The organism is Burkholderia anthina (assembly GCF_001547525.1).
Taxonomy (GTDB): Bacteria; Pseudomonadota; Gammaproteobacteria; order Burkholderiales; family Burkholderiaceae; genus Burkholderia; species Burkholderia semiarida.
The window spans coordinates 1,310,013-1,332,799 of the sequence record NZ_LNJP01000003.1; the positions used below are offsets into that span (position 1 = coordinate 1,310,013).

Consider the following 22,787-nt stretch of genomic DNA (forward strand, 5'->3'; position numbering starts at 1 on the left):
ATCAGGCGTTTTGAAGCGCGATCAGGTGCGCATAGTAGCCGCCCAGCTCGAGCAGCGTTTCATGCGTGCCCCGTTCGACGATGCGGCCGCGGTCCATCGCGATGATGTGATTGGCGTGACGCACAGAGCTGAGCCGGTGCGCGATGATGATCACCGTGCGGCCCGCGCACATCGCTTTCATGTTGTTCTGGATGATGTGTTCTGTCTCGAAGTCGAGTGCGCTGGTGGCTTCGTCGAAGATCAGGATGCGCGGATTCGTCACCAGCGCGCGTGCAATGGCGATTCGCTGACGCTGGCCGCCCGACAGATTCGCGCCTTGCTCGCCGACGATCGTGTCGTAGCCCTCCGGCATCTCCGAAATGAACTCGTGCGCCCCGGCGAGTTGCGCAGCGCGAATCACCAGGTCGAGCGACGCGCCCGGATCCGTGACCGCAATGTTCTCGCGAATCGAGCGGTTGAAGAGGCGATTTTCCTGCAGTACGACGCCGATCTGCCGCCGCAGCCAGGCCGGCTCAGCCAGCGCCAGATCGATGCCGTCGATCCGCACCCGCCCCTGCTCGGGCAGGTACAGGCGCTGCAGCAACTTAGTGAGTGTGCTTTTACCCGAGCCGGAGCGGCCAACGATACCGACGACTTCGCCGGCCGCGATGTCGAGCGACACGTCATCGAGAATCGTCGGCCCGTCCGGCCGGTAGCGGAAGCGGATCGACTGGAAACTGATATTGCCGCGCACGGCCGGCAGTGTCTGGCGGCTCTGCGCCAGTTCGGTGCGTGTATTGAGGATGTCGCCGAGCCGGCTCATCGAGATGCCGACTTGCTGAAAGTCCTGCCAGAGCTGCGCGAGACGCAGCACGGGCGCAGCCACGTGCTGGGACATCATGTTGAATGCGACCAACTGGCCGACCGAGAGCTTGCCCTCGATCACGAAGCGGGCGCCCAGATACAATGTCACCAGCGACACCAGCTTGCCGACCAGCTGAATCAACTGCTGACCGACGTTGCCGAGCGCCGTGACGCGGAAACCGGCCGCGACATAGCCCGCAAGTTGATTGTCCCAGCGACGCGTGAATTGCGGCTCGATCGCCATCGCCTTGACGGTTTCGACGCCGGATACCGTTTCGACCAGGAACGACTGGTTATCAGCTGTGCGGGCGAATTTCTCGTCGAGCCGCTTGCGCAGGATCGGCGTTATGAGAATCGAAATCGCCGCATAGACCGGCAACGACACGACCACGACCAGCGTCAGCCAGACGCTGTACACGCACATGACGCCCAGAAAGATGATCGAAAAGAACAGGTCGATGACGGCCGTGAGCGCCTGTCCGGTAAGGAAGCTGCGGATGTTCTCCAACTCCCGGACGCGTGCGACGGTGTCACCCACGCGGCGCGCGCCGAAGTAGGCCAGCGGTAACGTCAGCAGGTGCCGGAACAGCCGCGCACCGAGTTCGACATCGATTCGGCTCGCCGTATGGGCGAACACGTAGTTGCGCACGCCCGACAACAGAATCTCGAACAGGCCACTGACCAGCAACGCGACACAGACGACGTTCAGCGTGTCGAATGCGCGGTTGACCAGCACCTTGTCCATCACCACCTGAAACATCAGCGGCGAGACGAGTGCGAAGATCTGTAGCGCGGCCGACACGATCAGCACTTCGAGCAGGATGCGGCGGTACTTGACGACCGCCGGCACGAACCAAGAGAAATCGAAATGGGCGAGCGCGCCAGCGAGTGAGGCCCGAGACGCTATCAACAGGGCCCGTCCATTTGTCCGCACCATCACCTCGGACGGAGAAATAATCTTTGGCCCTGCACCGGCGGCCTCGACGATCAGTGCCTTTTCGCCGTCGCATGACGCCAATACAAAATGCCGACCGGATTCATCGAGCATCAACGCAGGTAGGGGTGTTTCCACCAATCGCTCGGCAGACACCCGAACACGCTGGATTTTGAGACCAAGCGACCGCCCAGCGATCTGCAGATCGTCAACTTCGAGTTGCTCACCTCGCGTTGCGGCTGCGTGGTGAAGCTGTTCGGCGTTTGCCGCAATACCATGATATTGAGCAATGACCATCAATGCGATCAACCCAGGATCGCTCATCTGCCCGCTTTTGGGCGCTGCGTCGCTCATCGAAACACCATGCCAGCATGTAAGAAAACCGCCCACTACTGCATTGTGGGCGGCGAATTAAAACATTAATCGTCAACGCAAATTGGCGGCCACCAATGTTTGCGACGCCGCTTGTACTTCGGGAGACAAGTTTGTCACTCCAGACGCTGGTGGCGAAAATGCCGCCATCGCTTGCACCAATATCTCGGCATTTGGTACAGAAATGGTGGGAGCGGTACTCAAAATAGTCGGCACGGAGGTAACGTCGCTATTTGTCGCAACATTTTGACTGAAAGCGCTTGCCCCACCGCCCGGAATAACCGAAATAGGTGGGGTGAATGTTATGCCGTCCGGACGAACACCATAGGGTAGTTGAATACTAATATCCGGCGCGTCGCTGCCACTCGGATAATGTGTCCACGAAACCGGATCACCAGGATTCATCCCAACGGATGCCCATTGGCCTCCGCCTCCGCCGGGAGGGATATTCAAACCAGTCGGAATTCCCGGCACTCCCGGCACCGACCCGGCCCCAGGGTTTCCTGGCAATGTCCCGCCTACGATGGCCACTTTTGAAAAATCAAAATTAGGATACTCTGCTTCCGCCGGTAGCGGATAAACTACACCCGGGAGCGAAGCAGGAGCTATAAACAATTGCCCCTTTATTTTCAGAACATCGACGGAACCAAGAGACGGGTGATAAAATTGCTCAGTGAATTTATCGCCATTCCAAACACGATTGTGCTTCTCACCATTTGTGCCAATCCAATGTTCCTCCGCCAAAGGTGAGTTTGGATCACTGGAAGTATGAGTCGCTTCGTACCATTTCCCGTCGGGAAGGTCAATCCGTACATGAAGACGTTGTTTGTCGTCTATATTTGATCCAACCGTCGACTGAAGATTTCCCGCCGAATCATATTGTCGCTGCGTGGATAAACGCCCCTGAGCGTCGTAACTCGATTCTGTACGCCCCCCATCTGCCCTCGTTTCCGTGATGGTCGCCAGCTTGTGACTAGGATTATTCAGTAAAGTGCCACTATTGTCGTAAGTGGTTCGCACGACAAGCCTACCGCTCGCATCATATTTTTCATAGCTATCCGGTTGTCCCAGGTACGGGTTTTTCACCGTAATTTCTTTAGAGCCATCCGTATTGAAATGCGTGGTCGTGTAGGGTTGAAGGTACCCAGGAACCACCGTCTCATCTGTTAGGCGTCCACCTTGATCGTAGTTTCGCTTTACGGACGTCGCAACATCATTGTAAATATTTCCGGTCGACGTTGCGGATACATCTATTGCAAGCACTCCATCTGGGTAAAAATCTTGCACCGCATAGACAAAGAATTTAGAGTCTATGTTTTCAATTCTCGATTTAACGCCGGTTTCATAAAAAAATTCTTTCTTTGCGACGTATCCGCTGGCATCCCAATATCGAATTTCTTTCTGATTGCCATTTTCATACCAAAATTTATCCTGCAAAACACTCTTGCCATCCGCAAGAAACGTTTTCAGCTCCTTTCGATTTCCATTAAGGAAGAATTCCTCATACGTCACCACGCGGCCATCCGTAAAGCCACGTTGTCGCTGTGTCATCTGCCCGGTCTGAGGGTCAAAATTTGCCCACTCGCTCGAACCATCTGCATATGCACGCGCATATCCCTTCTGCCGTCCCGTAGAATCAAATGAATCTATTCCCAGAACTTTTCCATTTTCATCATAAATTACCTCGAATATCCCATTGCTATTGTACAGCCAATCAGAGCGCCCAATTTTCGCTCCATCTTTCGTGTAATTCTGCGTTGCAATCTTATGACCGGTTGCCGCATCATAATTCGTAACGGAATAACTTCCATCCGTATCGTAGATTACTTCCTCTTTCTTCGCGCCGGACGAATCAATATAGCTCGACGCACGGACCTTAGCCCCGGAAAAAACGAGGTTCCTCGAATCTCCGCCAGATAGATTAATTTTTATTGACCGAAGCGATGAGTCATCATAGAAAAATATTATCTTATTTGCGCCTATAGCTTGAGCGCCCTGCAACCCAGAATCAACGGCCCGGGGATTGGTCGGATTAAAGTTATTATAGAGCTCATTCGGATGGGAGCTGTAATAGTCAAAAAAATCTATGAATCCACGATCACTCGGTAAGGCAGGGAATGTACCGGCTATATCTAGGGCAGCCGTCTTAAGTTTTTCAAAAAGATTTTCGATGGGAGTACCATTATTCTGCGCATACGCCGCATCCAGGGTTTTTTGTATCAAGCCGTTTGCATTCTCTGCACCATCCCCATTTAGCAATATTTTTATTCCGGTGTTGGCAAAAATTTGCTGCTGTACAATATAATTGTTTGCCTGAGATTCCGCCTCGGTTATTGTTCCAACTGCGCCCGCCATTAGCCTATAAACCGGATCACCAGGATTAATATTTTCTACGACACCGTTAAATAGATTTCGATTGCTGGCATAGTTTACGTAATGGCCCAATTCGTAACTCAAACCGCCAACGAATTTGGTCGCCTCACTTCCGATAATATTTGATCCCATATCAATTCGCAACCCGCCATTGACGCCGTTCGATGTCCGCATGCCCTCCGGGTGTCCGTCAAAACGCGCCATTGGGGAGGCCTTATTGTCGTCAATATCCTTTTGGTATTGAAGTAATTGATTTACGAGAACGGGGCTTGAATTGATTAAATCCAACTCCTCTTTGGTTGGAGATTGCACGTCACCCCAAAGCGTCTCGAGACCAGTAATTTTTTTATCGAAATCAGACATGATCAATGACCCTCACTTATTCTTGGGAAAAATGTGCCGAGCGAACGCAAATCGGACCCGCATATGTGGAAATCAATTCGACGACGACGCCTGCTTGACTGCCATTTGTACGCCTGGCATTAAATCCACCTCGCGCACTATCAAGATGGAATTCTTTTAAAACACTTTCTACATCAGCCTTGGATATGCAAATTTTTTTGACATCGAACACTACAACGGCGTATGTCTTCACAATGCGATCACCCATGAATTCTCTCACATAGTTGAATTCACAGGGAGGCTTACCGATGTATCTTCGGTCAAGATAATCGGGGTATTTTTCATAATAAAAACGCTGAACAACTTTATTGTCGATTTGTGGCGGGTATTCTAATCCGCAGACGGACAAGCCACTTTTCCCTTCAATTTTTTGCCCAGCGCTCATAACCACCCCAAGCTTCTGCGAGAAGTATTCGACATCCGAGAGATCGTTATGAGTCGCGATGTCTCGAATGCCGTTTAGAACTTCACTTGAACTTATTGGCGAGTTGACTCTTGACCCCGCACATCCGGCGATCGGCGCAATCAGGAGCAACGTTAACATTAATAATTTCATTAATGTCCTTTCGGAATGTAATGTTTAATTTGGATCATTCGGCTACATCTTTCAGTACCGACTCGGTCGGACATGCAACGTTGATTCTTTTTCGATCGGCGTTGACGGATCGCTGAGTTGCCACACCTGAGCGCTTACCGACTTATAGTCGAACTAAGTGAGGCATCGATGTTTTTCACGAGTGCGTCTCCCGTAAGTTCCAAATTGGATGCTCGTCGCCACAAGTGACGAGCTTTGAATTTTTTCCTAAGCCGCGAGGCATTGACACGCCAAAAAATCCGTTATAACTCACATAAATTTATCAACATGAATATTAGATTCACTATTCTAAGCCGATGTGCAATGCGTCACGGTTAGCTGGGCAACAATGTCGCTTACGGCACAAGATGATACATACGACGACATTACATACTATTACTTGACTGTAGGGAAGTGCCTGCGCTGTTCGGAAATATTGATCTCGCATTTCGACAACAATCCGTCGACTATCATTGGAGCAAAAGTTCAGCGGTTCGCGGCATTGCATTATGAGGGCGAATCGCAGCCCGCACCATGCCGCATGGCTAGGCGCTGCTGGATCGGCGCTATATGGCCAGAGGATGGTGGGATCGTATTGAATCTATGCGAGCAGGCGAAGCAGATCGTGTGAACCGGTGCAACATATATTGACCGTAGCCATCGCTCGCAGCGCCGCGCATTCGCGAAGGGCGACGCAAACGGGTTTTCGCGAAACTGAAAGGCCCACGTGATCCAATCTGAAACGCTCTGAGTGCCACCGTCTTAACGGACGGTCGAAACGCGACAACGGCTGCCCACGTGAGGGAAGAACCGCGACCACCATAGAGCATATCTATCGATTTTTCCCTTCAATATGTGAGAAAAAGCTCACAATCATTGAGACCCTACACCCTCCACTCCCGCCCAACGCCACCATCCCGCCCCCAATAATCCCCTTGACGCCCTATCTTTCGATATATATCTTTAGATATGTTTTGCGACACATAGGACACAATCATGCGGCACAACCCCTTCCGCGGCCATCCCCGCTGCGACAGTCATGGTACGTATGCCCGCCCCGACGGGTTCGCCGGTCTCTGGTACGCGATCGGCCGCCACCGTCGCGGCGGCCCCGATGCATTCGGCAGCGGTCCGTTCGGCGGCCGCGGCGGGCGCGGCTTCGGCGATTTCGGCGACGACGGCATGCCGCGCGGCCGCCAGTTCAGCTCCGACGATCTCCAACTGCTGCTGCTCGCGCTGCTCGCCGAGCAACCGAGCCACGGCTACGAGCTGATCAAGGCGCTCGACACGCGTTCGAACGGCTTCTACAGCCCAAGCCCCGGCATGGTGTATCCGGCGCTCACGTACCTCGAAGAAGTCGGCTTCGTCGCGTCGCAGGCGGAAGGCAACCGCAAGCGCTATGCGCTGACCGACGCGGGCCGCGCGCACCTCGATACCCAGCGTGAACGCGTCGATACGCTGTTCGCGCGTCTCACGCACCTTGCCCGCAAGATGGAATTCATGCGCCGCGCGTTCGCCGGGGAATCGGCGGCCAACGAAGCGCAGGAGGAATCGCAAGCCGGCTGGCTGCCGGAATTCGTCGAGGCGCGTCTCGCGCTCAAGCGCGCGCTGCTGCACAAGAGCGCCGCCGATACCGACGAACAGCGCCGCATCGCCGCCATCCTGCGCCGCGCGACGGCCGAAATCGAAGGCGGCGCCGGCGCGTGAGCCGCGCCGCCCCGTCACCACCCAAGGAGAACGGATTGATGCAGAACACGTCCGAACGCACCGTCACCCGTGTGCGCCACACCCTCAAGTTCCGCCTGCTGCAGGTGCTGCGCGTGCATGCCGTGACGCCGCACCTGCTGCGTGTCACGCTCGGCGGCCCCGATCTCGCGGACTTCGAATCCGCGTCGTTCGACGATCACGTGAAGGTATTTTTCCCGCCGCCCGGCGCGGAGCGGCCCGCGCTGCCGACGCTCGGCGCGAACGGCCCCGAGTTTCCGGAAGGCGAACCGAAGCCGGTCGCGCGCGACTTCACGCCGCGCCGCTTCGACCGCGCCGCCTGCGAGCTCGATCTGGAATTCGTGCTGAACCATCCGGGCCCGGCATCGCAGTGGGCCGCGCAGGCACGCGTCGGCCAATGGCTCGGCATCGGCGGCCCGCGCGGTTCGTTCGTGGTCCCGACCGATTTCGACTGGCATCTGCTGATCGGCGACGATACGGCGTTGCCCGCCGTCGCGCGGCGTCTCGAGGAATTGCCGGCCGGCGCGCGCGCGGCGGTCGTGCTGGAAGTGGCCGATCGCACCGCGCAGATCTCGTTCGACACGCGCGCCGACGTGCACGAAATCTGGCGCTTCCGCGCCGAAACCGCCGCGGCGAACGGCGACGTGCTGCTCAATGCCGTCCGCGGCCTGCCGCTGCCGTCGTCCGGCGACGGCTACGTATGGGCGGCCGGCGAAGCGTTGTCGATGCGCGCGGTACGCCAGCATCTGACCGGCGAGCGCGGCATCGACAAGTCGCGCATCCGCGCGGCGGCCTACTGGAAGCGCGGCGCGGCGGCCGTGCACGAAACGCTGGAAGACTGACCGGAAACACCGGGTTCGCCGGCGGCCGAAACAATCGTTGCGCCGGCGCAGCGGCGGGCTTGGCACCGGCATCGCGGCTGGTATATATCTGTGTCTGCGCGCCGCTGTCGGGCGACAGCCGCCGCAGCCCGCCCAGGAGCGCCCGGTCATGACAAAAGAAAGCCACGCTTCGCCTTTCCTTCGCCACCTGAAGATCGCCGGTTATTGCGGCCTCGCCGCGGTAGTCCTCGCGTTGTTCGTCGCGATGTGCGCGATCCTGAAGGAAAGCGCCCTCGACCGCGATGCCGCCCGGCATCCGGCCGATACGCCCGAACTGCGCGACGGCGGCGGCGGCCCGTCCGCGTCGGCCGAATCGGCCCGCACGTCCGGCTCGCCCGGCTGACGGCAGCCCGGTCGTTTCCTTCCGCTTACGGTGCCTGCCGGCGCCCCATCACGACGGCATGCACCGAATCGCCGAGCCGTTCGAGCAGCGCGGTCACACGTTGCCCGTACAGGTGCGCGGCCAGTGCGCCGGCCGTGCCGACCAGCACGCCGCCCGCCATGTCGAACGGCCAGTGCACGCCCGCATAGACGCGCCCCCATGCGATCGCCACGGCCATCGCGGCCATCACGAAGCCGGTCACCCGCGTCGTACCGCCGAGCAGCAGGCCAACCGCCATGCTCCACGCGAACGTCATGTGATCGCTCGGGAACGAGCTGTCCGGCGCGTGCGGAATCAGCTGCGTGCCGACGCCGGCCATGAACGGGCGCGGCGAGAACCAGACATGCCCGAGTACCTGCGCGAGCGCAAGCGCCACGCAAACGCCGACCCCGGCCTCGATCGCCTGACGCCGCGCGGGGCGCGCGCCGAAGATCCAGGTCAGCAGCAGCATCGCGGGCAGCGCATAAACGAGCCAGTCGGCGGCGAAGATCGCGAGGCGGGCAATGCCCGGGTGCGGTGCACTCCCGGCGTTGATGGCGGAAAAGAGGGCGAGATTGACGTTCTGCATGAATCGGGTTGCGTGGGGCGTAAAAAGATCGGCCGGTTGCCCGGTCGAATACGAACGATGCCAGGGCGTGGCCGCTCGAGCGGTACCTGATGCGGCCGCCGCCCGGACAAGGCCCGCGCGGCGAACGCACTTAGAGCCTGCACTGCAACACAAGTTCACACAATTGTCATATTCTGGCGCCACCGTCTCCCGTAAAAGCTCACCGCGATTCCCGTAAAGGCTCACCTTTTCACGTCACGGCGTCATCGACGCGTGCGACCATCGCCCCGGCCGGCGTGCCGCCCCGGCCGTTTGCATCGTTCATCTCAATATTGACGCCGCAAATTATTCGAAATCGGCAACAATTAATTCCAGATGCGGCATCGCACAACGGCAACGCACAGGCATACGATTACGACCACTCATCCACGAAGCGATCAACAACAAGGAGTCCGCATGAAACCCAGCGATGTCCGATCGAAAGCGTTTGCGATGCCGTTGACCAGCCCTGCGTTCCCGATGGGCCCGTACCGTTTCGTCGATCGTGAGTTTCTGATCATCACGTACCGCACCGATCCGGACCGCCTCCGTGAAATCGTCCCCGAGCCGCTGCAGGTCACCGAGCCGCTCGTGCAGTACGAATTCATCCGCATGGCCGATTCCACCGGTTTCGGCGATTACACCGAGAGCGGCCAGGTGATTCCGGTCGAGTACAACGGCCAGCGGGGCGGCTATACGTTGGCGATGTATCTCGACGATCATCCGCCGATCGCCGGCGGCCGCGAGCTGTGGGGCTTCCCGAAGAAGCTCGCGTCGCCCACGCTGCACGTGAACACCGATCACCTCCTCGGCACACTCGATTACGGCAAGGTGCGCGTCGCGACCGGCACGATGGGCTACAAGCACAAGGAACTCGACATCGACGAGCAGGCAAAGCGGCTCGCCGGCCCCAATTTCCTGCTGAAGATCATTCCGCACGTCGACGGCACCGCGCGCGTGTGCGAACTGGTGCGCTATTACATGCAGGACATCAAGATGAAGGGCGCATGGACGGGCCCCGCATCGCTGGAGCTGGCGCCGCACGCGCTCGCGCCGGTGGCCGATCTGCCCGTGCTCGAGATCGTCGAGGCCCGCCACATCGTCGCGGATTTGACGCTGGGCCTCGGCGAAGTCGTCTACGATTACCTGGGCCAGTAACGCGTCCGCAGTCCCTTCTCCCTGTCAATCCTTTCACCACGGGAATTCGAACATGAGCAACCTGAATGGCAAGACCGCAGTCGTCACGGGCGCCGCGAGCGGCATCGGCAAGGAAATCGCGCTCGAGCTCGCCAAGGCGGGCGCGGCCGTCGCGATCGCCGACCTGAACCAGGACGGCGCGAACGCGGTCGCCGACGAGATCGTCAAGGCAGGCGGCAAGGCGATCGGCGTCGCGATGGACGTCACCAACGAGGAAGCCGTGAACGCCGGCATCGACAAGGTCGCCGCAACGTTCGGCTCGGTCGACATCCTCGTGTCGAACGCGGGCATCCAGATCGTCAACCCGATCGAGAACTACTCGTTCGCCGACTGGAAGAAGATGCAGGCGATCCACGTGGACGGCGCGTTCCTGACGACGAAGGCCGCGCTCAAGCACATGTACAAGGACGATCGCGGCGGCGTCGTGATCTACATGGGTTCGGTGCACTCGCACGAGGCGTCGCCGCTGAAGTCCGCGTACGTGACGGCCAAGCATGGCCTGCTCGGCCTGGCCCGCGTGCTGGCGAAGGAAGGCGCGAAGCACAACGTGCGTTCGCACGTCGTGTGTCCGGGCTTCGTGCGCACGCCGCTGGTCGACAAGCAGATTCCGGAGCAGGCGAAGGAGCTCGGCATCAGCGAAGAGGACGTGATCAAGAGGGTGATGCTCGGCAACACGGTCGACGGCGTGTTCACGACGGTACAGGACGTCGCACAGACAGTGCTGTTCCTGTCGGCGTTCCCGAGCGCCGCGCTCACGGGCCAGTCGTTCATCGTCAGCCACGGCTGGTTCATGCAATGAAGCCGCACGCCCGCACCGAAAAGCAGGCCGTGGATGCGGCGGACCTGCACCACGAAGCCGGCGCGCCGGCCGCCGCGCGGTCGCTGCCGTACGAAACGATCGCGCTCGTCCTGCAGGGCGGCGGCGCGCTGGGCGCGTATCAGGCCGGCGTATTCGAAGGACTGCACGAGGCGGGCATCCCGCTCGACTGGATCGCGGGCATCTCGATCGGCGCGCTCAACACCGCGCTGATCGCCGGCAATGCGCCCGAGCACCGCGTCGAGCGCCTGCGTGAATTCTGGGAAACGATCTGCCAGCCGGCGTTCTTTCCGACGATTCCGGCCGCGTTCGAATTCGCGCTGTTCAACAGCATCGACCAGATCCGCACGTTCTTCACCGCGTCGCAGGCCGCCAGCGCGATGATGCAGGGCCAGCAGGGCTTCTTCGTGCCGCGCTTTCCGCCGCCGCTGCCGGGCGTGTCCGACCATCCTGAAAAAATCAGCTGGTACGACACGTCGGCGCTGCGCACGACGCTGTTGAAACTGTGCGATTTCGACCGGATCAATTCGGGCGAGACGCGCGTGTCGGTCGGCGCGGTCAACGTCGGCACCGGCAACTTCGTGTACTTCGACAACTCGCGCATCCGTCTCGCGCCCGAACATTTCATGGCGTCCGGTGCGTTGCCGCCCGCGTTCCCGCCCGTCGAGATCGACGGCGAGTATTACTGGGACGGCGGTGTCGTGTCGAACACGCCGCTGATGGAAGTGCTCCGCGCGCATCCGCGCCGCGACACGCTCGCGTTCCAGGTCGATCTGTGGAGCGCGCGCGGGCCGCTGCCGCGCACGATGGCCGACGTCGCCGAGCGCACGAAGGACGTGCAGTATTCGAGCCGCACGCGTTTCGTCACCGACACGCTGCAGCGCGAACAGCGCTACCGCAACGTGCTGCGCCACGTGCTCGAACAGGTGCCGGAAGCGCAGCGCAAGAACGACCCGTGGTGCGTCGAGGCCGAAGCGATGTCGAGCGGGAAGAAGTACAACATCCAGCACCTGATCTATCAGCAGAAGGCGTACGAGCATCACTACAAGGACTATCAGTTCGGTCTGTCGACGATGCGCGACCACTGGTCCGCGGGTCTCGACGACATCCGCAAGACGCTCGCGGTGAAGGACGGCCTCGCGCTGCCCGTCAACGATGCGGGCTTCGTCACGCACGACATTCACCGCCGCCGGTAATGCCGTGTACGACGGGCCGGTGCGCCGCGTGCGCCGGCCCGTCCTCCTTTCCGATTCGACATGCCGATTTTCATTGCGCTATTCGCGCTCATCGCCCTGGGCTGGGGCGCCGTTCATCTGTTTCACGTCATCGCCGCGCAGTTCGGCCAGCCGGTCGCGATCGCGGCCGCCGTGCTGGCCGCCGCGCTCCTGATCGCGCTGATCGCGTGGTGGCTCAAGCGCCGCCGCGACATCGCACCGAACACGAAGGAAGAAGGCTGGACGCACGTCGTGCATCGCGCGTGGGGCGAGTTGCGCGTGTCCGCGACGCAAGGGCTGCTGTGGCTGTCGCGTGACGGCGCGGACGGCCGCTATACGCTGTCGCAACTCGACGGTTGCGAGGCCGCGCCGATCGACGGCCGCTGGCATCTCGTCGTGCGCGTGCGCGACGCCGTGCACGGCGAATGGAAGCTGCCGATGATGGACAAGCGCGATGCGCGGCGCTGGGCGCGCGTGCTCACGCTGGCGAAAGACAACCGGCTCTGAACGCGTGCGGGCCGCGCGGCCGGCACGGGCCAGCCGCACGACGGCCCGCTATCGCGCACCGAGCGCCCACAGCGCATCGAGCACGTGCTGCGTCGCCCGTTCGACCGAGCCCGCCCGATGCGCAATGCCCAACTCGCGCCACAACGCCGGCCGTAGCGGCCGCATGACGATGCGCGCATCCGGCAGCGGGGCCCCGGCCTCGTGCGGCAGCAGCGTCGCGCCGTACCCTGCGGCGACCAGGCTCTTGATCGCATCGTTGTAGTTGAGTTCGATCCGCGGCTCGGGCCGGTGGCCGGCGAGCGCGAACCATTCGGCCGTGAGCCGCGACAGGCGCGTCGTCGCATCGTTGAGAATCAGCGGCCGCGCGGCCAGATACGCGGGCGTCACACGGGCCGGAAGCGGCCAGTCCGCGGGCAGGAAGGCCATCACCGGATCGCGACGCCACGGGCGGATCGACAGTCCCGCGACCGGCGCCTGCGGCAGCGCGACCAGCCCGACATCGAGCGTGCCTTGTGCAATGCGCGCCAGCGTGTCCTGCGACGTGAGCACCGCGATCTGCACGTCGATATCCGGATGCCGCGCGCGCAATCCGGCCACCGCCTGCGGCAACAGATGCGCGATCGCGCCCGTCGATGCGCCGAGGCGGACACGCCCCGTCAACCCCTGCACCTGTCGCTGCACGTCGTCCAGCGTGGCTTCGACTTCCGCCAGCAGACGCCGCGCCCGCTCCACCAGCACTTCGCCGATCGCCGACGGGCGCACGTTGCCGCGCGTGCGCGACAGCAGCGGCGCGCCGACGCGGCTTTCCAGTTCGGCGACATGCAGGCTGACGGTCGGCGGCGCGAGATGAAGCCATTGCGCCGCCGCCACGAACGATCCGTGGTCCGCGATCGCGACCAGCGTACGCAGACGGTCCAGACTGATCTCGCGCATCACACACCTCTCGTTCAGGAAAGCTGAATCGGACGATCAGTAAATTCAACTTTTCCTATTCTAGGCGTTCGGTGGACGATACGGCTTCCCCCGACGATCGAACGCGACGCACACGACCATCATGAGCCTCCCCATTGTCTTCATCGACGGCGACCAGGGCACGACCGGGTTGCAGATCCACGCGCGGCTGCGCGACCGCACCGACGTGCAACTGCTCACGCTTCCCGCCGCCGAACGCAAGGACGCGGCGCGGCGTGCCGACGCGCTCAACGCGTGCGATATCGCGATCCTGTGCCTGCCCGACGCGGCCGCGCGCGAAGCGGTCGGCTTCATCCGCAACCCGGCGGTACGCGTGATCGATGCGAGTTCGGCCCATCGCACGCAGCCCGACTGGGTCTACGGCTTTCCCGAGATGGCCGACGGACATGCATGGCACATCGCTCATGCGAAGCGCGTGACCAATCCCGGCTGTTACCCGACCGGCGCGATCGGCCTGCTTCGCCCGCTGTTGCAGGCAGGCCTGCTGCCGCGCGACTACCCGGTGAGCATCCACGCGGTGTCCGGTTACTCGGGCGGAGGGAGGGCCGCCGTCGACGCATTCGAATCGGGCGATGCCACCGCAAACGCGTTGCCGCTGCAGGTCTACGGCCTCGCGCTCGAGCACAAGCACGTGCCCGAGATCCGTCAGCATGCGGGGCTCGCGCACCGCCCGTTCTTCGTGCCGGCCTACGGTGCCTATCGGCAAGGCATCGTGCTCACCATCCCGATCGAGCTGCGCCTGCTTCCGGCCGGCGTGACGGGCGAGCGCCTGCATGCGTGTCTCGCGCATCACTACGCGGATGCGCATCACGTCGACGTGATGCCGCTCGCGGACGCACGCGCGGCAACGCATCTCGACCCGCAAGCGCTGAACGGCACCAACGACCTGCGGCTCGGCGTGTTCGTCAACGAAGATCGTGGCCAGGTGCTGCTGTCCGCCGTGTTCGACAATCTCGGCAAAGGGGCATCCGGTGCCGCCGTGCAGAATCTCGACTTGATGCTCGGTGCGCGACACGCGGCGTGACGCTCCCGCGGGCATCGTCGACGGTGCCTGCGCACGTCTCCCGCAAAAGCTCACCTTTAGCCGGTTTCAGGCCGCATCGTCACCCGCGGCCGCATTCAGGCCGGCCAGCGTCTCCACCAGAAAATCCACGCACACGCGCACCTTCGCCGATGCCGCGACGCGTTCCGGATACACGGCCCAAATGTTCGCGGGCTGGATCGCCTCCGGCAGCACGCGGCACAACGCGCCGCGTTCGATCAGCGGCCCGGCTTCCCAGATCGAGCGCAGCACGATGCCGCGCCCGGCCAGCGCCCACTGCACGGCCACCTCGCCATGGTTCGTCGACAGCGCACCGCCGACCTTCACCGTGGCCGTCTCGCCGCGCACGTTCAGCCGCCATACGCCGAACGGATGGTCGCGCTCCTTGATCGCGAGACAGTCGTGCGACGCGAGATCCGCGAGCGAGCGCGGCATCCCCCGGCGCGCGAGATAGTCGGGCGACGCGCACAGCACGCGGTAATTCGCGGCGAGTCGGCGCGCGATCAGATGATCGGCGATGTCGTCGCCGATGCGCACGTCGAGGTCGTAGCCTTCGCCGGCCACATCGACGAGCCGGTCGAACAGATCGAGCCGCACGTTCAGTTGCGGATAGCGCGCGCTGAAGTCGAGCAGCGCCGGCGCGACGACGTGCCGGCCGAAGCCGAAGCTGCTCGACATGCGCAGCGTGCCGCGCGGCACCGTGCGCGTGGTCGACACGTCCTCGACGAGATGATCGACGTCGTCGAGAATTTTTTCCGCACGCGCGAACACGCGCTCGCCGGCCTCGGTCACCGTCATGCGGCGCGTCGAGCGGTGCAGCAGACGCGTGCCGAGCTGCGCCTCGAGCATCGCGATGCGCTTGCTGACATACGCGGGCGACACCGCGAGCTGCTCGGCGGCCGCGCTGAAGCTCATCAGTCGGACAACCAGGCTGAACACGCGCAGGTCGTCGAGGTTCGGCGATTTATTCACGATTCGTGGAAAGTCGATTAACTTTTGCGTGATTTTAATCCAGATTGAAACAAATAGAATGACGTGACGGGCCGCTGCCTTCCCGGTAGCCGGCCGAACAGCCAAGGAGATTTGCATGACCGACAGGACTTACAGGATCGCCGTGATCCCCGGCGACGGCATCGGCCGCGAAGTGATGCCCGAGGGCCGGCGCGTGCTCGACGCCGTGACCGCGCGCTTCGGCATCCGCTTCGACTTCGTCGAGATCGACTGGGCGAGCTGCGACTACTACGCGCAGCACGGCACGATGATGCCGGACGACTGGAAGGCCCAACTGTCGGGCGTCGACGCGATCCTGTTCGGCGCGGTCGGCTGGCCCGCGACCGTGCCCGATCACATTTCGCTGTGGGGCTCGCTGCTGAAGTTCCGCCGCGAATTCGACCAGTACATCAACCTGCGGCCCGCGCGCCTGTTCGACGGCGTGCCGTCGCCGCTCGCCGGCCGCCGCGCGGGCGACATCGATTTCATGATCGTGCGCGAGAACACCGAGGGCGAATATTCGTCGGTCGGCGGCACGATGTTCGAAGGCACCGAGCGCGAAGTCGTGATGCAGCAGTCGATCTTCACGCGGCACGGCACCGAGCGCGTGCTGAAATTCGCGTTCGAGCTCGCGCAGCGGCGCGCGAAGCGCGTCACCGTCGCGACGAAAAGCAACGGCATCGCGATCAGCATGCCGTGGTGGGATGCGCGCGCGGCCGAGATGGCCGAACGCTATCCGGAGATCGCGGTCGACAAGCAGCACATCGACATCCTGTGCGCGCGCTTCGTGCTGCAGCCGGACCGCTTCGACGTCGTCGTCGCGTCGAACCTGTTCGGCGACATCCTGTCGGATCTCGGGCCGGCCTGTACGGGCACGATCGGCATCGCGCCGTCGGCGAACCTGAACCCGGACCGCACGTTCCCGTCGCTGTTCGAGCCGGTGCACGGCTCGGCGCCCGACATCGCGGGGCAATACATCGCGAATCCGGTCGCGATGATCTGGTCGGCGGCGATGATGCTCGACTTCCTCGGCAACGGCACGGGCCGCGAACGCGACGCGCACGATGCGATCGTCGCCGCGATCGAGGACGTGCTGCGCACGGGGCCGCATACGCGCGATCTCGGCGGCAAAGCCGGCACGCAGGAAGTGGGCGAGGCAATCGCCGCGCGGGTTGCGGGTTGACGGTCATGCCCGGCGCTCGCGCCGGGCGGCGTCGCGTGAATCCGGCTGCGGTGAGCGACACGCGATACGGTTGCGCACTTGTGCGGACTCCGTCGATGCGTCGGCAGTCAAATCGAGCGGTGAGCAACGACGCATCGGAACGCGCACTGCTTACACAGTTTGTCGTTGAAAATCGAAGTCGATCCGACCGGTGAGTTGCACGCCGCACTCGCACACACCGATCATCAACACACGATCGCATCGACGCGATCGGTGAGATGCCTCACGCGGTGAAGCACACCGCTGCACGTCGCCACATACGCCGCCTCACCGGGCGCAACGCCGCGTCGACCTGTTCGAAGCACACAGCTCGACGCGACATTTCACCTCGTCCCGAAAAATCTCACCTTCAGCGGACGGCTCCCGAATTTCCTCACCATAGAACCCCGGTGATGCGCTCGCCGGTCCGTTGAACGCGTGCTCGCATCACAGCCCGAGGTCGGACAACCCCGGATGATCGTCGGGGCGACGGCCGAGCGGCCAGTGATAAAGACGGTCCGCCTCGCGAATCGGCAGATCGTTGATGCTCGCGTGACGATGCGCCATCAGGCCGTTTTCATCGAACTCCCAGTTCTCGTTGCCGTACGAACGGAACCAGTTGCCTGCATCGTCATGCCACTCGTACGCGAAGCGCACCGCGATGCGATTGCCGTCGAACGCCCACAGCTCCTTGATCAGCCGATAGTCGAGTTCGCGCGCCCACTTGCGCTGCAGCAGCCCGACGATCTCGTCGCGGCCCGTCACGAATTCCGCGCGATTGCGCCAGCGGCTTTGCGGCGTATAGGCGAGCGACACGCGTTGCGGGTCGCGCGTGTTCCATGCGTCCTCGGCGGCGCGCACTTTCTGGCGCGCCGTTTCGAGCGTGAAGGGCGGAACGGGCGGACGAACTTCGGGGGAAGCGGACATGGGTTGCTCCTGTTCAGGGTGACGGCCGCGAACGCACGCGGCCGGTTCGGATTCGCTGCGTCGGCTACCGCGATACGGTATCGAGCAGCACTTCAGCCGTCGCGCGCGCATCGCGCGCGGCGTTTGCATCGCCACTGACGAGCGCCACGCCAATCGCGCCGTCGATCAACACGAGCCACTGACGCGCGATGCGCGCGAGCCCGCGGCGCTCGATGCCGGTTTCGTCGGCATAGGCGTCGAAGCGCTCGCGCACGAACGCCAGCAGGCGTGCCTTGTGCATACGGGCGACGACGCGCACGGGATCCTCGGCGTCGGGTATCTCGCCCGACGCATTCAGGAACGCGCAGCCGTGAAAGTCGGGCTGCCCGAACCAGTCGCGCAGCACGTCGAACATGCCGAGCAGTTGCGCGCGCGGCGTCTTGCCCCGCGCCAGCGTGGCGTCGACGAACCAGCGCATCCAGCGCTCGTCGCGACGTTCGAGCGCGGCGATCACCAGCGCCTCTTTCGATTCGAAATGCGAATAAAAGCTCTTTCGCGCCGCGCCGGATCGCTTGACGATCGCATCGACACCGGTTGCGTGGATGCCGCCCGAATAGATCAGCGCTTCGGCCGCGTCCAGCAGCCGCTCGCGAACGCCCGGTTCGCCGGAGGAGTCGAGAAGTGGGTTCATGGGTTTACGGTAGAACGATCGTTCTACCTTGTCAATATCCGGATGAAAAAGCCCTGTCGGCGGGAGGGCTGAGTCGTGCCCGAAGCGCTGGCTCGTCGGGGTGAGCCTTCCGTTCGAGCCGTGCGGATGGGAAGGTGAACGAATCGGGTAGGGGTCGGCGCACCGATCGGTGTCGAGGACGCCTCGTATCAGTGAGTCGCAACGCAGCGTGCGGCTCACGGTGGATGTGCCGGGTCGGTACGATCTCGCATACGGTCGCGAGCGAACCCTCGCACGCCAGGCGAAGCGGGGAAGCGCGCGGAAGAGGAGAAACGGGCGCCGAATGCTATGACGAGGAGAAGCGAAGCAGTTGCCGACAGGTGACGCGAGCCTGCTATTGCGCATCACCTATGCGCGATCGTGTGATGATTCGGCGCACGACCACGGCTCCCGAAAAATCTCACCTCAAGCGTTCAATCGTGCGTCCGCGGCGCGACGGTGCGTGTGTGCAAACGAAAACGGGGCAGCCGGCAAACGTGCCACGCCGCCCCGTCTCTCGACACCCGACTCAGACCGTCCAGTCGAGAATCACCTTGCCGCTTTCGCCGGACAGCATCGCGGCGAAGCCTTGCTCGTAATCGTCGGCCGCGAAGCGATGCGTGATGATCGGCGACAGGTCGAGACCGCTCTGCAGCATCGCGACCATCTTGTACCAGGTCTCGAACATCTCGCGGCCGTAGATGCCCTTGATCTCGAGCCCCTTGAAGATCACCTGGTTCCAGTCGATCGCCGTCTGCGCGGGCGGGATGCCGAGCAGCGCGACCTTGCCGCCGTGGTTCATCGCCTCGAGCAGGCTCGTGAACGCGCTTGGCACACCGGACATCTCGAGACCGACGTCGAAGCCTTCGGTCATGTGCAGGTCGGCCATCACGTCGCGCAGCGACTCGCGCGCGACGTTGACTGCGCGCGTCGCGCCCATCTTGCGCGCGAGCTCCAGCCGATAGTCGTTGATGTCGGTGATGACGACGTTGCGCGCGCCGACGTGCTTCGCGATCGCGACGGCCATGATGCCGATCGGGCCCGCGCCGGTGATCAGCACGTCTTCGCCGACCAGGTTGAACGACAGCGCCGTGTGCGTCGCGTTGCCGAACGGATCGAAGATCGACGCGAGATCGTCGGAGATTTCCGGCGGAATCTTGAACGCGTTGAACGCCGGAATCGCCAGGTATTCGGCGAAGGCGCCTTCGCGGTTCACGCCGACGCCCACCGTGTTGCGGCATAGGTGCCGACGCCCGGCGCGACAGTTGCGGCAGAAACCGCACGTGATGTGGCCTTCGCCGGACACGCGATCGCCGATCGCGAAGCCGCGCACTTCCTGCCCCATCTCGACGATCTCGCCGACGTATTCGTGGCCGACGTGCATCGGCACCGGAATCGTCTTCTGCGCCCAGTCGTCCCACTTCCAGATATGGATGTCGGTGCCGCAGATCGCCGTGCGGCGGATCTTGATCAGCACGTCGTTGTGGCCGACGTCGGGACGCTTCACGCGCGTGAGCGTGAGGCCGGGGCCGCGTTCGAGCTTTGCCAGTGCTTTCATGGTCGCGCCTCCGTCAGATGATGCCGAGCGACTTGCCGACGCGCACGAACGCGGCGACCGTCCGGTCGATCTGCTCGGGCGTATGCGCGGCGCTCATCTGCGTGCGGATGCGCGCACGGCCGCGCGGCACGACGGGAAACGAGAAGCCGATCACGTAGACGCCTTCGCCGAGCAGCCTGTCGGCCATGTTCGTCGCGAGCTGCGCGTCGCCGAGCATCACCGGGATGATCGGATGCGCGCCGGGCACGAGCGTGAAGCCGGCTTCGGTCATCTGCTTGCGGAACCGCGCGCCGTTCTCGCGCACGCGCTCGCGCAGCTTCGCGCCTTCGTCGCTGCCGAGCAGTTCCAGCACCTTCAGCGACGCCGCGGCGATGCTCGGCGTGAGCGTGTTCGAGAACAGATACGGACGCGAGCGCTGGCGCAGCAGCTCGATCACCTCGCGACGCGCGGCGACATAGCCGCCCGACGCCCCGCCGAGCGCCTTGCCGAGCGTGCCCGTGATGATGTCGACGCGGCCTTCGACGCCGCAGTGCTCGGGCGTGCCGCGGCCATGCGTGCCGATGAAGCCGACCGCATGCGAATCGTCGACCATCACGAGCGCGCCGTAGCGATCGGCGAGATCGCAGATGCCCTTCAGGTCGGCGATGATGCCGTCCATCGAGAACACGCCGTCGGTCGCGATCAGCTTGTGGCGGGCGCCCGTGGCGTCGGCTTCCTTCAGCTTCGCCTCGAGGTCGGAAAGATCGTTGTTCTTGTAGCGAAAACGCTTCGCCTTGCAGAGGCGGATACCGTCGATGATGCTCGCGTGGTTCAGCTCGTCGCTGATCACCGCGTCGTTCTCGTCGAGCAGCGTCTCGAACAGCCCGCCATTCGCGTCGAAGCAGCTCGAATAGAGGATGCTGTCCTCGGTGCCGAGAAACGCGGCCAGCGCGCTTTCCAGTTGCTTGTGGACGGTTTGCGTGCCGCAGATGAAGCGCACCGATGCCATGCCGAAACCGTCCTGGTCGAGGCCGGCCTTCGCCGCGTCGACCAGGCGCGGATCGTTCGCCAGGCCCAGATAGTTGTTCGCGCAGAAATTGAGCACGCCGGCACCGCCGGCGAGCCGCACGGCTGCCGCCTGGGGACTCGCGATCTCGCGCTCGGTCTTGTAAAAACCGTCCACGCGGATCTGGTCGAGCGTCCCGCGCACCTGGGCGAGAAAGGCATCACGCATCGCAAAGCTCCTGACAGGGTTTCGCATTCCGCAGCACACCGCTCGTGGCGGCGCAACGGCCTGCTACTGTTATAGTCGGTCGTTCGGTTGACCGCATTTATCCGATATTCCGAACTAGAATTCGAAATATCGAACAACTCTAAGCGAACGGAATCCAAATGGCAAGTTCCCCCGGATCGCGGCGCACGCCTGCCGGCGCCGCCCCGCAACCGCCTGCCGCGACCCCGCCGCGCGTGGGCGAGCAGATCCAGCGGCTGCGCAACGAGCGCAAGCTGACGCTCGACGACCTCTCGCGCGCAGCCGGCGTATCGAAATCGATGCTCTCCGAGATCGAACGCGACAAGGCCAACCCGACGATCGCGGTCGCGTGGCGGCTAACGAACGCGCTCGGCATCACGCTCGATGAACTGTTCTCGCAGCCGAAGGCGCCCGACACGATTCGCGTGGACGGCCCGCACGACATTCCGACGCTCGCCGGCCACGACGGCCGGTACCAGTTGCGCGTATGGGGCCCGATCGATCTCGCCGGCAAGTTCGAGTGGTACGAGCTGACGCTGCCGGGCGGCGGCGCACTGGTATCGAACGCGCACGAACCCGGCACGCGCGAGCATCTCACCGTGCTGCACGGCGCGATGGAAATCGAAGCCGCCGCGGCCAGCCGACGCCTGAAGGCGGGCGACACCGCGCGCTATCCGGCCGACGAGCCGCATGCGATCCGCAACCCCGGCAAGACCGAAGCGCGGGCCTTGTTGATCGTGATCCATCGCTGACGGCGCGGATAGTCGGCCAAAAGGCAGATCGCAGGCCAGTTGCGGAAAATACTGTATGTTTGTACAGTATACGGACATTCCGCCATGCATGGGCCGGAGCCGGCGCACCGAGGCGCCCGCCCCGGTCGACAGGAGCCTGCAATGACAGAAGAACAAGATTTGGCCGCGCTCAGCTTCAAGGCTGCCGCGCACGACCTCGAACTGATCGTTCGCCATATCGCCGCGCGCTACATCCGTCAGCGCGTGCCGCTGACGTGGCGCCTGCTGCACGCGATCGAAGCCGAAGCGCTCGCCGATCTCGGCTTTGCCAGCCGGCACGACGCCGGCATGCGCCAACTGTTCGAACGACCGTCCGACATGACGTTTCCCGAAACCGACGATCCGATCGACTTCGGGCGCTCGAACGCGCTGCCCGCGGTCTTTTCATTCGCCGTTCTCGCGTACGAAGCCGCAGCAACCACGCACGACACCGCACGGCCCGTGCGCGCTCACCGCCCGTCCAAGGCGTGGGGCGACTGATGGCCGAGCCCCGGCCGCGATGCATGGCGGCCGGTTCACCCGCGTGCTGCCCGATACGTTGCGAAAAGGGCTACGATATACGCAACTAACGGAATTAACA

General features: G+C 62.6%; 21 protein-coding genes. 11 read left to right on the forward strand and 10 right to left on the reverse strand.

Going from position 1 to position 22,787, the window contains the following annotated elements:
• Position 1: 1 nt before the first annotated feature.
• From WS64_RS25980 to WS64_RS34605, 3 genes are all read right to left on the reverse strand, one after another.
• Entirely contained in the window at positions 2–2,131 is a 2,130-nt protein-coding gene (locus tag WS64_RS25980; RefSeq protein ID WP_060968155.1) for a type I secretion system permease/ATPase, read from the reverse strand.
• Between the two features lie 72 nt (positions 2,132–2,203).
• Entirely contained in the window at positions 2,204–4,885 is a 2,682-nt protein-coding gene (locus WS64_RS34600) for a toxin-antitoxin system YwqK family antitoxin (protein WP_155720477.1), read from the reverse strand.
• A gap of 16 nt (positions 4,886–4,901) precedes the next feature.
• Positions 4,902–5,468: a hypothetical protein gene (locus WS64_RS34605; protein ID WP_155720478.1), complete on the reverse strand. Its 567-nt coding sequence runs from the start codon at positions 5,466–5,468 to the stop codon at positions 4,902–4,904.
• A gap of 1,026 nt (positions 5,469–6,494) precedes the next feature.
• Here WS64_RS34605 and WS64_RS25985 point away from each other — a divergent pair.
• The 3 genes from WS64_RS25985 to WS64_RS25995 all read left to right on the forward strand — a co-directional run bounded on the left by WS64_RS25985 (position 6,495) and on the right by WS64_RS25995 (position 8,447).
• A complete protein-coding gene (locus tag WS64_RS25985) occupies positions 6,495–7,205 on the forward strand; it encodes a PadR family transcriptional regulator (RefSeq protein WP_060968156.1) in 711 nt (236 codons plus the stop codon).
• A 38-nt stretch (positions 7,206–7,243) separates the two neighbouring features.
• Positions 7,244–8,065: a siderophore-interacting protein gene (locus WS64_RS25990; protein WP_059581418.1), complete on the forward strand. Its 822-nt coding sequence runs from the start codon at positions 7,244–7,246 to the stop codon at positions 8,063–8,065.
• A 148-nt stretch (positions 8,066–8,213) separates the two neighbouring features.
• Positions 8,214–8,447, forward strand: a complete 234-nt coding sequence (locus WS64_RS25995) for a hypothetical protein (RefSeq protein ID WP_060317637.1) — start codon at positions 8,214–8,216, stop codon at positions 8,445–8,447.
• Between the two features lie 25 nt (positions 8,448–8,472).
• Here the strand turns inward: WS64_RS25995 and WS64_RS26000 are convergent, their stop codons facing one another.
• Entirely contained in the window at positions 8,473–9,054 is a 582-nt protein-coding gene (locus tag WS64_RS26000) for a phosphatase PAP2 family protein (RefSeq protein WP_060968157.1), read from the reverse strand.
• Between the two features lie 435 nt (positions 9,055–9,489).
• Between WS64_RS26000 and WS64_RS26005 the strand changes: the two genes are divergently transcribed.
• The 4 genes from WS64_RS26005 to WS64_RS26020 are packed head-to-tail and all read left to right on the forward strand — an operon-like array spanning position 9,490 to position 12,807.
• Entirely contained in the window at positions 9,490–10,230 is a 741-nt protein-coding gene (locus WS64_RS26005; RefSeq protein ID WP_059581426.1) for an acetoacetate decarboxylase, read from the forward strand.
• 52 nt (positions 10,231–10,282) lie between these two features.
• On the forward strand, positions 10,283–11,068 hold the full coding sequence (locus WS64_RS26010) for a 3-hydroxybutyrate dehydrogenase (RefSeq protein WP_060968158.1): 786 nt from the start codon (positions 10,283–10,285) through the stop codon (positions 11,066–11,068).
• Entirely contained in the window at positions 11,065–12,282 is a 1,218-nt protein-coding gene (locus WS64_RS26015) for a patatin-like phospholipase family protein (RefSeq protein ID WP_059644582.1), read from the forward strand. Before WS64_RS26010 ends, WS64_RS26015 begins: the two co-directional genes overlap by 4 nt.
• Before the next feature lie 60 nt (positions 12,283–12,342).
• Complete coding sequence (locus WS64_RS26020) at positions 12,343–12,807, forward strand: hypothetical protein (protein WP_059644579.1); 465 nt, start codon at positions 12,343–12,345, stop codon at positions 12,805–12,807.
• A gap of 48 nt (positions 12,808–12,855) precedes the next feature.
• On the opposite strand, the gene WS64_RS26025 is transcribed toward WS64_RS26020, so the two are convergent.
• A complete protein-coding gene (locus WS64_RS26025; protein WP_059581438.1) occupies positions 12,856–13,740 on the reverse strand; it encodes a LysR family transcriptional regulator in 885 nt (294 codons plus the stop codon).
• A 121-nt stretch (positions 13,741–13,861) separates the two neighbouring features.
• Between WS64_RS26025 and argC the strand changes: the two genes are divergently transcribed.
• Entirely contained in the window at positions 13,862–14,803 is a 942-nt protein-coding gene (gene argC / locus WS64_RS26030) for an N-acetyl-gamma-glutamyl-phosphate reductase (RefSeq protein WP_060968159.1), read from the forward strand.
• 66 nt (positions 14,804–14,869) lie between these two features.
• Here the strand turns inward: argC and WS64_RS26035 are convergent, their stop codons facing one another.
• Complete coding sequence (locus WS64_RS26035) at positions 14,870–15,793, reverse strand: LysR substrate-binding domain-containing protein (RefSeq protein WP_060968160.1); 924 nt, start codon at positions 15,791–15,793, stop codon at positions 14,870–14,872.
• A 115-nt stretch (positions 15,794–15,908) separates the two neighbouring features.
• Between WS64_RS26035 and WS64_RS26040 the strand changes: the two genes are divergently transcribed.
• Positions 15,909–16,994: a tartrate dehydrogenase gene (locus WS64_RS26040; protein ID WP_059581446.1), complete on the forward strand. Its 1,086-nt coding sequence runs from the start codon at positions 15,909–15,911 to the stop codon at positions 16,992–16,994.
• Between the two features lie 465 nt (positions 16,995–17,459).
• Here WS64_RS26040 and WS64_RS26045 read toward each other — a convergent pair whose 3' ends face one another.
• The 4 genes from WS64_RS26045 to WS64_RS26060 all read right to left on the reverse strand — a co-directional run bounded on the left by WS64_RS26045 (position 17,460) and on the right by WS64_RS26060 (position 21,398).
• A complete protein-coding gene (locus WS64_RS26045; protein ID WP_059581450.1) occupies positions 17,460–17,939 on the reverse strand; it encodes a nuclear transport factor 2 family protein in 480 nt (159 codons plus the stop codon).
• 64 nt (positions 17,940–18,003) lie between these two features.
• Positions 18,004–18,609, reverse strand: a complete 606-nt coding sequence (locus WS64_RS26050) for a TetR/AcrR family transcriptional regulator (protein WP_060968161.1) — start codon at positions 18,607–18,609, stop codon at positions 18,004–18,006.
• 547 nt (positions 18,610–19,156) lie between these two features.
• The gene (gene tdh / locus WS64_RS26055) at positions 19,157–20,185 is read right to left on the reverse strand and encodes an L-threonine 3-dehydrogenase (RefSeq protein WP_060317659.1); all 1,029 of its coding nucleotides are present in this window, start codon (positions 20,183–20,185) and stop codon (positions 19,157–19,159) included.
• A gap of 13 nt (positions 20,186–20,198) precedes the next feature.
• Entirely contained in the window at positions 20,199–21,398 is a 1,200-nt protein-coding gene (locus WS64_RS26060) for a glycine C-acetyltransferase (protein WP_060968162.1), read from the reverse strand.
• A 158-nt stretch (positions 21,399–21,556) separates the two neighbouring features.
• Between WS64_RS26060 and WS64_RS26065 the strand changes: the two genes are divergently transcribed.
• A complete protein-coding gene (locus tag WS64_RS26065; protein WP_059644571.1) occupies positions 21,557–22,168 on the forward strand; it encodes a helix-turn-helix domain-containing protein in 612 nt (203 codons plus the stop codon).
• 141 nt (positions 22,169–22,309) lie between these two features.
• A complete protein-coding gene (locus WS64_RS26070; RefSeq protein ID WP_059581462.1) occupies positions 22,310–22,687 on the forward strand; it encodes a DUF2471 family protein in 378 nt (125 codons plus the stop codon).
• The last annotated feature ends 100 nt before the right edge of the window (positions 22,688–22,787 follow it).